This window comes from Peteryoungia ipomoeae (assembly GCF_004912165.1).
GTDB lineage: Bacteria > Pseudomonadota > Alphaproteobacteria > Rhizobiales > Rhizobiaceae > Allorhizobium > Allorhizobium ipomoeae.
On sequence record NZ_STGV01000008.1, the window covers coordinates 85,017 to 99,981 of the forward strand.

At 58.8% G+C, this 14,965-nt stretch carries 15 protein-coding genes; 9 read left to right on the top strand and 6 right to left on the bottom strand.

From position 1 onward, the window contains the following. Nucleotides 1–15: 15 nt before the first annotated feature. Together FAA97_RS19565 and FAA97_RS19570 are read left to right on the top strand one after the other, a co-directional pair. Nucleotides 16–1,134: a PAS domain-containing protein gene (locus FAA97_RS19565; protein ID WP_136600258.1), complete on the top strand. Its 1,119-nt coding sequence runs from the start codon at nt 16–18 to the stop codon at nt 1,132–1,134. A 5-nt stretch (nt 1,135–1,139) separates the two neighbouring features. Continuing rightward, nucleotides 1,140–1,538: a response regulator gene (locus tag FAA97_RS19570; protein WP_136600259.1), complete on the top strand. Its 399-nt coding sequence runs from the start codon at nt 1,140–1,142 to the stop codon at nt 1,536–1,538. 13 nt (nt 1,539–1,551) lie between these two features. Here the strand turns inward: FAA97_RS19570 and FAA97_RS19575 are convergent, their stop codons facing one another. The 4 genes from FAA97_RS19575 to denD all read right to left on the bottom strand — a co-directional run bounded on the left by FAA97_RS19575 (nt 1,552) and on the right by denD (nt 6,021). After that, complete coding sequence (locus FAA97_RS19575) at nt 1,552–2,235, bottom strand: BA14K family protein (protein ID WP_136600321.1); 684 nt, start codon at nt 2,233–2,235, stop codon at nt 1,552–1,554. A 128-nt stretch (nt 2,236–2,363) separates the two neighbouring features. Next, the gene (locus FAA97_RS19580; RefSeq protein ID WP_136600322.1) at nt 2,364–4,139 is read right to left on the bottom strand and encodes an IlvD/Edd family dehydratase; all 1,776 of its coding nucleotides are present in this window, start codon (nt 4,137–4,139) and stop codon (nt 2,364–2,366) included. Between the two features lie 5 nt (nt 4,140–4,144). Then, the gene (locus tag FAA97_RS19585) at nt 4,145–5,041 is read right to left on the bottom strand and encodes an NAD(P)-dependent oxidoreductase (RefSeq protein ID WP_136600260.1); all 897 of its coding nucleotides are present in this window, start codon (nt 5,039–5,041) and stop codon (nt 4,145–4,147) included. Continuing rightward, a complete protein-coding gene (gene denD / locus FAA97_RS19590) occupies nt 5,038–6,021 on the bottom strand; it encodes a D-erythronate dehydrogenase (protein ID WP_136600261.1) in 984 nt (327 codons plus the stop codon). Before denD ends, FAA97_RS19585 begins: the two co-directional genes overlap by 4 nt. 180 nt (nt 6,022–6,201) lie before the next feature. Between denD and FAA97_RS19595 the strand changes: the two genes are divergently transcribed. The 6 genes from FAA97_RS19595 (at nt 6,202) to FAA97_RS19620 (ending at nt 12,615) form a co-directional block, all read left to right on the top strand. Continuing rightward, nucleotides 6,202–7,635 (top strand): FAD-binding oxidoreductase, encoded by a 1,434-nt coding sequence (locus tag FAA97_RS19595; protein ID WP_136600262.1) that lies wholly within the window; start codon nt 6,202–6,204, stop codon nt 7,633–7,635. Between the two features lie 65 nt (nt 7,636–7,700). Next, nucleotides 7,701–8,417, top strand: a complete 717-nt coding sequence (locus FAA97_RS19600) for a FadR/GntR family transcriptional regulator (protein WP_136600323.1) — start codon at nt 7,701–7,703, stop codon at nt 8,415–8,417. A 167-nt stretch (nt 8,418–8,584) separates the two neighbouring features. Beyond that, on the top strand, nt 8,585–9,745 hold the full coding sequence (locus tag FAA97_RS19605) for a fumarylacetoacetate hydrolase family protein (RefSeq protein ID WP_136600324.1): 1,161 nt from the start codon (nt 8,585–8,587) through the stop codon (nt 9,743–9,745). A 5-nt stretch (nt 9,746–9,750) separates the two neighbouring features. Beyond that, nucleotides 9,751–10,284, top strand: coding sequence for a TRAP transporter small permease (locus FAA97_RS19610; protein WP_136600263.1), 534 nt, complete (start codon nt 9,751–9,753; stop codon nt 10,282–10,284). Next, complete coding sequence (locus tag FAA97_RS19615) at nt 10,284–11,561, top strand: TRAP transporter large permease (protein ID WP_136600264.1); 1,278 nt, start codon at nt 10,284–10,286, stop codon at nt 11,559–11,561. Before FAA97_RS19610 ends, FAA97_RS19615 begins: the two co-directional genes overlap by 1 nt. A 49-nt stretch (nt 11,562–11,610) precedes the next feature. Next, a complete protein-coding gene (locus FAA97_RS19620; protein WP_136600265.1) occupies nt 11,611–12,615 on the top strand; it encodes a TRAP transporter substrate-binding protein in 1,005 nt (334 codons plus the stop codon). Between the two features lie 81 nt (nt 12,616–12,696). On the opposite strand, the gene FAA97_RS19625 is transcribed toward FAA97_RS19620, so the two are convergent. After that, nucleotides 12,697–13,629, bottom strand: a complete 933-nt coding sequence (locus FAA97_RS19625) for a DMT family transporter (protein WP_168801058.1) — start codon at nt 13,627–13,629, stop codon at nt 12,697–12,699. 379 nt (nt 13,630–14,008) lie between these two features. On the opposite strand from FAA97_RS19625, the gene FAA97_RS21400 reads away from it, so the two are divergent. Continuing rightward, the gene (locus FAA97_RS21400; RefSeq protein WP_281281366.1) at nt 14,009–14,143 is read left to right on the top strand and encodes a hypothetical protein; all 135 of its coding nucleotides are present in this window, start codon (nt 14,009–14,011) and stop codon (nt 14,141–14,143) included. A 97-nt stretch (nt 14,144–14,240) separates the two neighbouring features. Here FAA97_RS21400 and FAA97_RS19630 read toward each other — a convergent pair whose 3' ends face one another. Beyond that, nucleotides 14,241–14,960, bottom strand: coding sequence for a Bax inhibitor-1/YccA family protein (locus FAA97_RS19630; protein WP_136600266.1), 720 nt, complete (start codon nt 14,958–14,960; stop codon nt 14,241–14,243). Between the last annotated feature and the right edge of the window lie 5 nt (nt 14,961–14,965).

The window sequence follows — 14,965 nt, forward strand, 5'->3', positions numbered from 1 at the left end:
GTAGGACAACAGTTTATGAGTGAATTCGACTCCTCGCAGCAGGATGCGCGAGATGCGGCGAAGCGCTTGCTTGCGCTCCACCCTTCCGAAGATCCGTTTGCGGCTGCGTTCAAGGCGACCCGGATGCCTATGCTGATCACGGATCCCGCTCAGGACGACAATCCTATCATCTATTGCAACAGCGCGTTTATGAAGCTGACAGGCTACTCCGAAGAGGAGTTGATAGGCCGTAACTGCCGTCTTTTACAGGGCGAGGAGACCGATCCGTCTGCGGTGGCGAAGCTGCGAGCGGCAGTAGAGGCGGCGGAGGACGTCGCCCTCGACATTCTGAACTATCGCAAGGATGGATCGAAATTCTGGAATGCGCTGTTCGTCAGCCCCGTTCGTGACCATACGGGCGAGGTCATCTATTTCTTTGCCTCGCAGCTGGATTTTACCGGCATCAAGATCAAAGAACAGGAGCTGGCCGACGCTCGGCGCTCTGCGGAAGACGAAGTCGCAAGCCGAACCAAGGATCTGCGCGATGCCCTCTTGGCCAAGACCATGCTCGTTCATGAGGTCGATCATCGGGTAAAGAACAATCTTCTGACCATCGCTTCGATCGTGAAATTGCAGGCTCGTTCGTCCGAGGATGACGTGGTGCGCCGCACGCTTTACTCGGTCCTGAACCGGGTGGAAGCACTGAGCACCGTTCAGCGCAAACTGTTCACCAGCAGCGATCTGGGCCGTTTCGACGTCGCGGATTTTGCCAAGGATCTCATCCAGGATCTGGTTGGCGCGTTAAACCGTGACGATATCCGCGTCACGACCGATCTTTCGCCCGTTCTTGTGCCGTCGGTAAAGGCGTCGGCGCTTGCACTGATCGTCAATGAACTCGTCGTCGATGCGGTGAGACGAGGCCTGAGCGATGGCGGTGGCGAAATCCATCTGCAGGTACGCAGAACGAACGGACATTTTGTCATTCGCGTCACCGATACGACCACGCCTGTTTCTGTCAATCCCGAAGAGGAGGTCTTTGGACGGCTGATGCTGGATACCTGTGCCAAGCAGCTGAATGCCAAGGTGGAGCGGAGCCGGGACGGAAATCGGACCGATGTTCTGGTCACCATGCCGGTTGAAATGTCGAAGGATTGAATACGTTGAAAATTATGATTGTCGAGGACGAGGCTCTTCTGGCGCTCGAGCTGGAATATGAAGTTGAAGCCGCAGGCCACAGTGTGGTTGGCACTGCCGCGTCGCGCAAAGCAGCCTTCGAGATGATCAGCCAAACCGCGCCGGAATTTGCGTTTGTCGATGTCCATCTCAATGACGGACCGACCGGTATCGAGATTGGCGAACATTTAAGCGAGCTCGGCATTCCCTTCGTTTTCGTCACGGGCAATATCAAGCGCATACCACCCGGCTTCGTCGGTGCGATCGGCGCAATCGAAAAGCCTTACACGATGCATGGTCTGAAAAATGCGCTCACCTATATCGGCGACTGGGTGGCGAAAGGCGAAACCAACTCACCCCCTGCAGGGCTAATCCTCGCGGAGTAAAGCCCGCCGACAATCAGAAGTTTCTGATTTCGCACTGCCGGCGCGGACCTCCGCCATAGGGCTGATAGCTGTTGTCGCTTGCCCGATAGGAGTTGTAGCGGCTGGCACAGGCTTCGGCCTGGGCGCTGCCAACCGTCATTGCCGTGTCGCCCGTGGTTGACGTTCGATAGTAAGTCACAGACCCTTCGGATGGCCAGGGCGCGCGCTGGAGTTCAGCCAGCTCGTCCATGCCGTCGCCATAGGGAGATGTGCAGTCCTTCCTCACGCCCGAATACGACAGATAGGAATTGTCTTCCGGACGATAGGAGCGATATTTGTTTGAGCACCACTCCATGTGATCGGCCGTATAGCCAACAGCAATCACACCCTCTTCGGACCTGCTGTCATCGCTCAGCGCTGCTGTCACCATCATATCCAGTTCCGGATTTTCCTGATCTCGGCTGAGGTCTGGCTTGCTGGACGGCGGCAGCGAGGCGACTGCCACGGTATCGGCTGGGAGCTGCGCGGCGACACGTTCATACGGCTGGTTGTCGCGATCGCTGATGCTCACCGGCGCGCTGGTCCAAAGCGGCGTTTTGTCATCCTTGAAAATGTGGGGATCATCGGAGGGCAATGCGGCCTCTACAACGGCCAGGCCACCAACCAGCAATGCAACGGACGTGCTGACTCCCGACAAGAGCAAGATCGCGGACTTCATGTCATTCTCCCTTGATTTGTCAGGAGAATGTCGATCCCCAGCAGGTTGTTCCACTGCCTTGGATGTTGACCTCGGACATGGTCACGGCGCGATTAAGGAAATCGCGCCGTGGTTGCGTGTGTTCTTTATCAATGGTTGTGCCGTGGCGGCGTTTTCGAGATTTGCTTGAACTCATCGGCGCCCCTGATGGTAGCGCCATCTGCAAGTTGCGTAACTGTCTGGCGGTAAAGCCTTTGCCACGGTGTGGCATCGGGCGGCACAGGTGGCAGACCTTCGGTCTTTCGCTTTTCAATCTCGGCGTCACTGACAAGCATGTCGCAAAGACCCTTGTTCAGGTCGATGCGGATCACGTCGCCGGTGCGGATAAACGCCAGTCCGCCGCCAGCCGCGCTTTCCGGGGAGGCGTTGAGGATGGACGGGCTGTCGGCCGTTCCGGACTGGCGTCCGTCGCCGATGGTCGGCAGGCTGAGGATGCCTTTCTTCAAGAGGTGATCCGGTGGCTGCATGTTCACCACCTCTGCCGATCCCGGCCAGCCAAGTGGCCCGGCACCCCGGATCACGAGAATACAGTTCTCGTCGATGTCGAGCGCGGGATCATTGATGCGGTGATGATAGTCTTCCGACCCGTCAAAGACGATGGCACGTCCTTCAAAGACTCCTTCGCGACCGGGTTCTTGCAGATAGCGGTTGCGGAAGCCTTCGGAAATCACGCTTGTCTTCATGATGGCGAAGTCGAAGAGATTGCCCTTCAGAACCAGGAAGCCTGCGCGTTCCTTCATTGGCTCGTCATACGGCTTGATCACCTCGCGGTCCGTTGCCTCGCGCCCTTCGATGTTCTCGGACATTGTCTTGCCCGTCACTGTCGGACAGCCGCCATCAAGCTTTCCAGCCTGGAGCAGCTCCCACATGATGGCAGGAACACCACCGGCGCGGTGAAAACGTTCGCCGAGATAGGCGCCAGCCGGCTGCACATTGGCGAGCAGCGGGATGTCGAAACCATGAACCTGCCAATCTTCCGGCAAAAGCTCGACGCCTGCATGTTTCGCCATGGCCATCAGATGTGGCTGTGCATTGGTCGAGCCGCCAATGGCCGAATTGACCCTGATGGCGTTGAGGAAGGCCTCACGCGTCAGGATGTGCGAGGGCCTGATGTCGTCCAGCACCAGTTCAACTGCGCGGCGACCGGTGCGGTAAGCCATCTGGCCACGTTCGCGGTAGGCGGCCGGAATGGCGGCACAGCCCGTCAGGGACATGCCAAGCGCCTCGGCCATGGCATTCATCGTCGAGGCCGTTCCCATCGTGTTGCAGTGACCGGCGGATGGGGCGGAGTCGAGTGCGCGTTCTAGGAATTCTTCCTTGCTGATCTCGCCGGCCGCATATTTACGGCGTGAACGCCATATGACGGTGCCCGATCCTACGAGCTCGCCGTCATGCCAGCCATCCAGCATCGGGCCGCCGGAAAGCACGATGGCGGGAAGATCCACGGTCGATGCCGCCATCAGCGCTGACGGCGTGGTCTTGTCGCAGCCGGTGGTCAGGACCACACCGTCGAAGGGATAGCCGTAAAGCAGCTCAACGAGGCCGAGATAGGCCAGATTGCGGTCCAGTGCCGCCGTCGGGCGCTTGCAGTTCTCGAAAAGGGGATGGGACGGAAACTCGATCGGAATGCCGCCTGCATCGCGGATGCCGTCGCGCACGCGTTTCGCCAGCTCGATATGGTGGCGATTGCAGGGATTGATGTCGCTGCCGGATTGCGCAATGCCGATGATCGGCTTTCCGGACCGCAGCTCCTCGGGTGTCGTCCCATAGTTCATGAACCGCTCCAGATAGAGCGCCGTCATGTCGAGATGATCGGGGTTGTCGAACCAGTCCTGTGAACGCAGGCGTCGTTTGGGGGTGCTCATCTCGCTCACTGGCCTTCCTCCTGGCGATGATTGATCTTCTCCAGATGGAGCAATAGTCCACTGTGGTCGGTCTCTCCATGACCCTCTTCGACAAATGCGGCAAATGCCGCTCGAACCTCCGTTGTCAAAGTCAGGGTCAAAGACAGGGCATCGGCCATGGCGGCGACCGCATTGAGGTCCTTCAACTGAAGTCGCGAAGGGCCGCCCGGCTGAAACTCTCGATCCACCATGCGTTTGCCGTGCAGCTCAAGGATCCGGCTTTCGGCGAAGCCGCCGCGGATGGCCTCGCGAAATTTCTCCCGCGATGCGCCGCCCGCCTCAACCAGCATCATGGCTTCCGCCACCGCTCCGATCGTGATGGCGACGATCTGCTGGTTGGCGAGTTTGCAGATTTGCCCCGCGCCGGATGGACCGACATGGGTGACGCGGCCAAGGGCGGCAAACACCTCGGTGAGTTGCGCAACGGTATGGGCATCCCCGCCTGCCATGATGGCGAGCGTGCCCGCTTCAGCCCCGACGACGCCGCCGGAGACCGGTGCGTCGAGATGGGCAAGACCGCGTTCCGCCAATCGAGTGGCGTGTTCTCTGGCGATCGGAGGGGCGATCGACGATGTATCGACGACGATTGCTCCTTGTGGAAGCGCATCGAGAACGGCAGGAGCGAAGAGAACCTCGCCGACGGCCTTGCCGTCCGAAAGCATTGTAAAAACGATATCGGCCTTTGCCACTGCGTCTGCTGGCGTTGCGCAGACACGGGCTCCGTGTGCGGCAAGTGCTTCCGCCTTGCGGGGGTCACGGTTCCAGACCGACACCTCGAAGCCGGCTCCGAGCAGGCGCCGCGCCATCGGTGCGCCCATGAGCCCGGTGCCGAGAAATGCGATGCGTTTCGTGTCTTTGCTCAAAGCGAACCTCCGAGTTCGTCTTCGATATGCGCCTGGATGATCTCGTCGAAAGAGGTTTCTGCCGTGAAGCCGAGTTCGCGGGCGCGTGTCGCCTCAAAGCCCGGTGCCCAGCCGGCACACATGCGCATGATCATCTCATCCGGCTCGCGCTTGATCAGGGCAACGGCAGCGTCGCCTGCCACCCGACGCAGCGCTTCGATCTGTTCGCCGACAGTGGCGCTCAGGCCCGGCATCGAGAGATTGCGACGGGGGCCAACCTTTTGCAGATCGATGGTAGCGCCGTGGATCATGAAGCCGACAGCCGACCGGGGGGAGGTGTGCCAATGACGCACGTCGTCGCTGACCGGCAGGATTGCCTCCTTGCCCACCAGGGGTTCCCGCAAAATGTTGGAGAAGAAGCCGGAAGCCGCCTTGTTTGGCTTGCCGGGGCGGATGCAGACGGTTGGCAGGCGGATGCCGATGCCATCGAAAAAGCCCTTGCGCGCATAGTCGGAGAGCAGCAGTTCGCAGATGGCCTTCTGCGTACCGTAGCTGGTGAGGGGCGTCGTGTGGAAATCGTCCGGGATCGGATAGGGCAGGGGGGCGCCGACGACTGCAATCGATGACGCAAAGACAAGACGCGGACGATAGCCGTCCGCCTGCTGCGCCAGTCGGATTGCGTCGAAAAGGTAGCGAGTTCCATCCAGATTGATAGCGTATCCCTTGTCGAAATCGAGTTCTGCCTCGCCCGAAACAATGGCTGCCAGGTGGAAGATGACATCCGGCCGCCGCGCAACGAGGCCTTCAGCGACACCAAGTTGCGACAGGTCGCCGATCTGGAGGCTAACTTGCCCATCAAATCCCGCAGGGGATTCCGGCGTAACAACGTCAACGAGCGTCATCGACGCAATGGCATCTCCGCGCAACTGGCCGTCACGCGCCAGACGTTCTGCGAGCTTTCGACCGACCATGCCGGCCGCGCCGATAATCATAACATGCATAGCGTTTCTCCTCCGGTTTAGTGACATTCCGCCTGCGTCCAAAGCCACGCAAGAGACCGTCTGAAAAAATCATTTGTAAGGTTGTCTGATAACCTTATATCATGCATTTGGAAACCGAAATGTTGAAGGCGTCTCCTGCCCTGTGAGCGGGTGCGTATGGATGAAAGTTTGGAGGCGAACATGGCCGACGGAGTTGCGGTGCACGCGGCAGCGGACGCTCTGATAGAGCATCTGGGTGCCGACATGGTTCTGGTCGGGGACGATGTCGAGCGCTATTGCCGCGACTGGCATGGCGATGTCACGACTGGAGCGTTGGCCGTTATACGGCCGAGGTCCACCGCTGATGTATCTGCCGCCGTCACGGCAGTCGCCAGCCTCGGTCTTTCGATCGTTCCCCAAGGGGGCAATACGGGTCTCGTGCTCGGCGCTACGCCGGATCAGCCGCTCGCCCAGGTGGTTCTCAGCCTTGAGCGAATGACCGCGGTTCGCCGCATCGATGTCGACGATTTTTCCGCAGTGGTGGAAGCCGGCTGCATCCTTTCCGAATTCAAGGACAAGGTCGAGGCGGCCGGACTGTTTTTTCCGTTGGCTCTCGGAGCGCAGGGGTCGTGCCGGATTGGTGGCAACGTCTCGACCAATGCCGGGGGGATCAATGTTCTCCGCTATGGCATGATGCGTGAGCTTGTGCTGGGGCTTGAGGTCGTCTTGCCCGACGGGACGGTGTTCGAGGGGCTCTCGACCTTGCGCAAGGACAACAGGGGTGTCGATCTCAAGCAGCTGTTCATTGGCGCGGAAGGAACTTTGGGTATCGTCACCGCCGTTGCAGTCAAACTGCTGCCGCCGGTCGAGCAGGTGGCCACCGCACTGGTCGGTCTAGCTTCGCTTTCGGATGCGATTGCCCTTTACCGCCGGGCAAGGCGCGATTGCTGTGACCTGCTGTCGGCGTTCGAATTCATGCCGCCGGTTGCCTTCACCTTGGCGCGGGAGGCGATGCCGGATCTCGCCATGCCGATCTCAGGAGACTATCCCGCATATGTCTTGATGGAGATCGGCGGGTCGGGTCTTGTCGATATCGAGGATCTGATGCAGCGCTTCCTCGAAGGGGTGATGGAAGAGGAGCTGGTCCTTGATGGCGTCATAGCAAGTTCGAAGGCGCAATCGCGCAACCTCTGGCTTTTCCGCGAAGGCATGAATGAGGGGCAGGCGAAACGCGGCGCGCATCTGCGAACCGATCTGTCCGTTCCGCTTTCGAGGCTTGCGGAGTTTGTCGACCAGTCGGAGGCTGCGGTCATGAAGGCTTTGCCCGATTGCCTCTGCGTTTCCTATGGGCATGTCGGGGATGGCAACGTTCATCTCAACGTCTTGCCGCCGGCAGGCCTGCCACGGGCTGAGCTGGATGCCTTCCTGTATAAGGCCAAGTCTGTCATCAACGACGTTCTTGACACATTCGGTGGTTCCATCAGCGCGGAGCATGGGATTGGTCGGCTGAAAAAGGCCGATTTCCTGGCGCGTATCCCGGATGTGCAGGCCGGTCTTCTGTCTGCCGTCAAGCATGCAATCGATCCGAAACTGATGATGAATCCTGGCTGCCAATTGAATTTCACTGCGGATTGAGGAAAACAGTGAAGGCGCTTTGTCGAAGGCGCCGGCCAGGGAGCAAGCAGACGATGGCGATCGACATGGGGCATTTCAATATCGGTGAAATCAGGCGTAGCGAACATTTGCCGACCCGCATCGCATCGCAGCTGGCGGCTGAAATCAGCCAGGCGCGGCTGAACCCCGGCGACAAGCTGCCGACCGAGCACGTCCTGGCAAAGACGCTTGGGGTCAGTCGCTCGGTGATCCGCGAAGCCATCGCGCAATTGCGCAATGAGGGTCTGGTCGAGACGCGCCAGGGTGTTGGCGCATTCGTCAGTGAGCGTTCTGCTCAACTGATCCGGATCAAGGACGACGAGCTTTCCGATCCAGGCAGCTTTCGGGCGATGTTTCAGCTCCGTATCCCGCTTGAGATCGAAGCGGCCGGTCTTGCCGCCCTTCACCACACTGACGATGATCTAAAGAGGATCGACGCGGCGCTCGCCATGATGACGGGCGATGAGAAGTGGACGGAGAACGGTATCGATGCCGATCTTTTGTTTCATCGTGCGGTCGCCCAATCAACTCAGAACGCCTATTTTGCTACCTTTGTTGGCTTTATCGCCGAACGCATCAGTCTCGCCATTGCCGCGGCACGTGCCCGGGCCGTGCTTGAAGAGATTGTCGAAACGACGATTGCAGAGCATGTTGCCTTGCGGGATGCGATTGCGTCCCGAGATCCACTGGCGGCACGCGCTGCGATGCGTGCACATCTTTCCGGGGCTGCAGACCGAATTGGTCTGAGCCTCGAGCAATTTTGATCTTGCCTGGCCCCTCCTAAAACAAAGGGGGAAGAGCGGCTTTGGGGTAGACAGGCTGAGCGTATGTGATTATTGACAGTGATCTATGTTGTCAGACATCCTGACAATGTTGGGATAGCTTGAGGAGCTACCCGCCAAGGACGAGGAGGAGGCCCGTCTTGCCAACCATGCATAGCCTGAAATCCGTCGAAATTCTGCCGGAGGACGCCGGCCAGGCGATCCTCATCGGGCGAGTCTGGTCCGATGCCGAGGGTGGCCCCTGTCCTGTCTGCGTGCGGGATGGGCGGATCATTGATCTGACGGATCTGGCTGCGACTGTGTCAGGCCTTCTGGAAATCGACGATCTGGCGGCGCGGCTTTCCGCAGACCTCTCCGGCAAGGATCTCGGTTCGGTCGATGAATTCCTTGACGGTACGGCTGGAAGACTGCTGGCGCCTGTGGACCTTCAGGCCATCAAGGCAGCCGGGGTTACCTTTGCCGACAGCATGCTGGAACGCGTGATCGAAGAACAGGCCAAGGGCGATGCGGGCCGCGCGCAGGATATTCGCGCACGCCTTGCCCCGGTTCTCGGCGATAGCCTGCGTGGCCTCGTGGCAGGCTCCGAAAAGGCCGCCGAAGTCAAAGCCTTGCTGCAGGACATGGGCCTCTGGTCGCAGTATCTTGAGGTCGGCATCGGGCCGGATGCGGAAATCTTCACCAAGGCTCAGCCGATGTCGTCTGTCGCCTGTGGTGATCGGGTCGGCATCCATCCCATCTCGCAATGGAACAATCCCGAACCCGAAGTGGTGCTGGCGATCCGGTCCGATGGCAGGATTCTGGGTGCAACTCTCGGCAATGACGTCAACCTGCGCGATGTCGAGGGTCGCTCGGCGCTTCTTCTGGGCAAGGCCAAGGACAACAATGCATCCTGCTCGCTTGGCCCGTTTATCCGCCTCTTCGATGACAGCTTCACGCTCGACGTTTTGAGCAAGGTGCGTGTTTCGCTGGTGGTGAAAGGCGAGGACGGCTTCGAGATGACGGGAGAAAGCCCGATGGAGGCGATCAGCCGTTCGCCGCAAAACCTCGCATCGCAGCTGCGCAACCGAAATCATCAGTATCCCGATGGCGCCGTGCTCTTCCTCGGAACGATGTTTGCACCGGTCAAGGATCGCCGTGGCGCCGGTCTTGGCTTTACCCATGAGGTTGGTGATCGTGTCGAGATCTTCACGCCGAAGCTCGGCCGTCTCGTCAATTGGGTGGACCGTACCGATGCATGCCCGGAATGGGAATTCGGCAGCAGGGCCCTGTTTCGCAATCTGGCCCAGCGTGGCCTTCTTAACAAGGTTTGATCAGGATGAGCAAAATCGTCGATCTGTTCTACCGATTTCTTGAATGGCTGCTGATCCTGCTGCTCTCCGGTATGGCCATCATGGTGTTCGTGAATGTCATCCTGCGCTACGCGATGAACTCGGGCCTGACGGTCTCGGATGAAATGGCGCGCTATTTCTTCGTCTGGCTGACCTTTATCGGCGCGGTCGTCGGGTTTCGTGAGTACGGCCATCTTGGTGTAGAATCGCTTGTTGCCATCCTAGGGCGCCGTGGTCGTGTTGTCTGCATGATCCTGACCAATCTCATCATTCTCGGCGTGTCGCTGCTGTTCTTCTGGGGAACCTGGAAGCAGCTCCCGATCAACGCCAGCATGGCGGCACCTGTGACGGGGCTGTCGATGGGCTGGGTCTACGGGATCGGTTTTTTCGCTGGAGGCGGCTGTGCCCTGATTGCGCTTGAGCGACTGATCCGCCTCGTAACAGGACGGGTTACCGAAGAAGAAATCGCCGCCTTTGCCGGCGAAAACCTCAGCATTGAAAAACTGTCGGAGCGTGCCTGATGACCCTTATCGTCTTCATTGTCTCGCTTCTCGGTGCCATGGCAATCGGTGTTCCGGTTTCCTTTGCCCTGATGTTCTGCGGCGTGACGCTCATGTGGTACATGGGTATGTTCAACAGCCAGATCATTGCCCAGAACATGATTGCCGGCGCTGACACGTTCACGCTGCTCGCCATCCCATTTTTCGTGCTTGCAGGCGAACTGATGAACTCAGGTGGTCTGTCCCGCCGGATTATCGATTTTGCCGTTGCCTGTGTCGGTCACGTGCGTGGTGGCCTGGGCATTGTAGCCATCGTTGCTGCCATAATCATGGCCAGCATCTCGGGATCGGCCGCAGCCGATACGGCAGCGCTTGCGGCCATCCTTATTCCAATGATGGCCAAGGCCGGTTACAACGTGCCGCGATCTGCGGGATTGATTGCTTCGGGCGGCATCATCGCCCCGGTCATTCCGCCATCCATGGCCTTCATCGTCTTCGGTGTGGCGGCCAATGTCTCCATCACGCAGCTCTTTATGGCCGGCATCGTACCGGGCATCCTGATGGGCTTGGCGTTGGTGGTTGCCTGGCAGATCACTGTGCGGAAGGACAACATCGTACCCCTGCCGAAAGCATCGGCGCAGGAGAGGCTTCGCGCCACCGGCCGAGCCGCCTGGGCGCTTGGCATGCCAGTAATCATTCTCGGCGGCATCAAGGCCGGCGTTGTGACGCCGACCGAAGCAGCCGTTATCGCGGCAGCCTATGCCCTGTTCGTTGGCATGGTCATTTATCGCGAACTGAAGCCGAAGGATCTCCCGCACGTTATTCTGCAAGCGGCCAAGACGACGTCGATCATCATGTTCCTGGTCTGCGCAGCACTGGTCTCGGCCTGGCTCATCACCGCCGCCAACATTCCAGGTGAAATCACGGGCTTTATCGAGCCGCTGATCGACCGGCCTATGCTTCTGATGTTTGTCATCATGCTGTTGGTGCTTGTTGTCGGGACGGCGCTCGACCTGACGCCAACTATCCTGATCCTGACGCCGGTTCTGATGCCGATCATCAAGCAGGCAGGCATTGATCCGGTCTATTTCGGCGTCATGTTCATCATGAATTGCTGTATCGGCCTTATCACGCCGCCCGTGGGCGTGGTGTTGAACGTTGTCAGTGGCGTCGGCCGCGTGCCGCTGGGCAAGGTCGTGACCGGGGTGACGCCATTCCTGCTGGCACAGATCGCAGTCCTCATGCTGCTGGTCGTGTTCCCCGACATCGTCATCGTCCCAGCCCAGTGGCTGAGGTGACGCTTACGCTATTCTACCGTCTCATCGTCAATCCAAGGGAGGATATCTTATGAGAAAAGTACTACTTGCAACCACTGCCATCGCGTTCGCCGTATCCGGTGCTGCCCCGGCATTCGCCGAATTCAACGAGCGCACGATCCGCGTCTCGAACGGCATCAATGCCGATCACCCCGTCGGCAACGGTATCGATGCCATGCAGAAGTGCCTGGACGAGAAGTCCGGCGGCAAGCTGAAGCTGCAGGCATTCTGGGGCGGCGCTCTTGGTGGTGACCTGCAGGCAACCCAGGCTCTCCGTTCGGGCGTTCAGGAAGCCGTCGTCACCTCGTCCTCGCCGCTCGTCGGCATCGAGCCGGCGCTTGGCGTATTCGACCTGCCATTCCTGTTCTCTTCGGCTGAAGAGGCCTACAAGGTTCTCGACGGCGACTTCGGCAACATGATGAACGAGAAGATGGCGGCCGTTGGTCTCGTCAATCTCGCTTACTGGGAAAATGGCTTCCGCAACCTGTCGAACTCGGTTCGCCCGGTCACCAAGTGGGAAGACTTCGAGGGCATGAAGGTTCGCGTCATGCAGAACAACATCTTCCTCGATACCTTCCAGAACCTTGGTGCCAATGCCACCCCGATGGCGTTTGGCGAAGTCTTCTCGGCTCTGGAAACAAAGACGATCGACGCGCAGGAAAATCCCTATGTGACGATCGATACCTCGAAGTTCTTCGAGGTGCAGAAATACGTTACCGAGACCAACCACGCCTACACGCCGTTCCTCTTCCTCTTCTCCAAGGCAATCTTCGACACCTATACGCCTGAAGAGCAGGCAGCACTGCGTGAATGCGCAGCGGTTGGCCGCGATGTCGAGCGTTCGGTCATCGCCGACCTCAACAAGACGTCGCTTGAGAAGATCAAGGAAGCAGGTCTTGAGGTGAATGTTCTGTCTGCCGACGAGCAGGCCCGCATTCGCGAGAAGTCCAAGGTGGTCTATGAAAAGCACAAGGATGCCATTGGCGCCGACGTCGTTGACCAGATCCTTGCCAAGATTGAAGAAGCCCGCAAGTAAGCGCGGTCATCTCTCTATCTGAAATAAGAAAGGCCCGTGATGCTCATGCGTCACGGGCCTTTTCCTTGGTTTTATCAGGGCTTATTCCGGGATTGCCGGCAGCACCTGGTCGCGCTTCTTCAACTGCTGCTCGCGGAAGAAGATGAACAGCCCCGAGCCGACGATCAGTGCAGCACCAAACAGCATTGTTAGGCGCGGCACTTCATCGAAGAACAGCCAACCGAACACCACCGCCCACAGAAGCAGCGTGTATTGCAACGGCGCAACGGTCGCCGCATCTGAAATCTTGAGTGCACGGTTGACGAGCATATGCGCACTCATGGCAACAATCCCCAGAAGGCCGAGCAGAAGCAGTTCTGTCATCGATCCGATCGGTGCCCAGTCGAAGGGCGCGAAGACCAGGCCTGCCACGCCCGCACCAAGGATCTGAAACAGGACCAGAGTCTTGTCCGGGGTCGCACGCAGGCTTCGGCCTGAAAGCATCATGAAGGCGAAAGCGGCCGTGCCGACGACCGAGATCAGGGCCGGCATGGTGAACATCGCGCTGGACGGTTCAAGTGTGATGATGACGCCGACAAAGCCGATGGCAATGGCTGTCCAGCGGCGCCATCCGACTTTCTCACCCAGCAGGAACGGCGCACAGGCTGCCACGTAGATCGGTGCGGCAAGCCAGTAGGTCATCACATCCGCAAGCGGCAGATACATCACTGCGTAGTAAAAGCTGAAGATCTCGACGGTTGAGAAGATCACGCGCGCGAGCTGCAGCCAAGGGCGTTCGGCGTCAACAATCGGTTTCCAGCCTGCCATGAACAGAAAGGGGGCAAGGATGATCAGAGCCGCGACACTGCGGATCAGGATGACCTGCCCAAGGCCGTAGCTTGCAACCAGCCATTTGCCCATGGCGTCATTGAGCGAGAAGAGCAGCATTCCGAGCAGCATGACGGCGGGACCGGCAAATGCAGCGAGACGGTGGGATGTTGCGGGCAGCGAAGTGGTGGAAGCTGAAGAGGACATTGTGGTTCCGAAGACGCAAGGTCGCGAAAAGAGCAAACGAATTGGCCAGGTCTGGATGTGAGCATCCAGCGAGCTCATCGGCAGGGTTTGATACCCTTTCGCAGCAACTGTTGTTACCACCTGAACCAAAAGCCCGATCGCACGTTGTCAGACAATCTGAATAGTTTCAATCCCGAATAGCGAGTGGCAGGCAAGCGCAGGCTGTTCAAGCTATTTGGAACAGCGTTTTTTGCATCGACAGGATCAACGTTACCAAAACCCTAACGGGCTTCAACTTTAGCATACTAATCTAGTCGTGATTGTTGACGGCAGCCGCAAATGTGTCAAGAATGTGACGTCCGGGGATGAGCCCCGTCTGTCCATCTAGGGGAGAGCAGCGATGTCTTTTGCAGATTTGAAGCGGGTAGAGCAACAGGGGTCGTGGCGCGCATCCGATGTTTGCCAGTCCCGCATTGCTATGGTCATCGCAGGGCTTAGCATCGGCTTCATCGCCATCCTTCTGGTGGCGCTCTGACGATATTCAGCGGCCATGCTGCTACACCAGTGTTGTAAAGCAAAACGCCCGGATCTGTGATCCGGGCGTTGCTGTTTCGGTCTGTCGCAACTGCTACCTATTCCTCGCGCTGGCCTGTGAGGCTCAGGAGAAGCTGGAAGAGATTGACGAAGTTCAGGTAGAGCGAAAGCGCGCCGAACACGGCAAGCTTCTGCTGGCTCTCCTGATCATAGTTTTCGGCGTACTGCTGCTTGATGTTCTGGGTATCCCAGGCGGTCAGGCCGACGAAGACGAAGACGCCAATGATGGAGATGGCAAACTGCAGCGCGCCCGAGCCGAGGAAAATGTTCACGATCGAGGCGATGATGATGCCGATCAGGCCCATCATGAGGAAGGAGCCGAACTGCGCCAGATCACGCTTGGTCGTATAGCCATAGAGGCTCATCGCGCCAAACATGGTGGCGGTGATGAAAAAGGTCCGCGCGATTGATGTCCCGGTGAAGACCAGGAAGACGGATGACAGCGACAGGCCCATCACGGCGCAGAAGGCCCAGAAGGTCATCTGAGCGGTTGACGCCGACATTGTCTGGATGCGGAACGAGAAAAAGAAAACAAAGGCGAGCGGCGCCAGCATCACGACCCACTTGAGAGGCGTCTGGAAGATCGGCACGTAAAGCGCCGGCGACTGGCTGACGATAAAGGCGATGAGGCCGGTGATGACAAGGCCAAGGCCCATATAATTATAGACGCGCAGCATATGCTGGCGAAGGCCCTCGTCGAAAAGGGCACCGGACTGTGCCTGGCTGGCATAGCCCCAACGGTTCTGCATGGGATCCATATTCA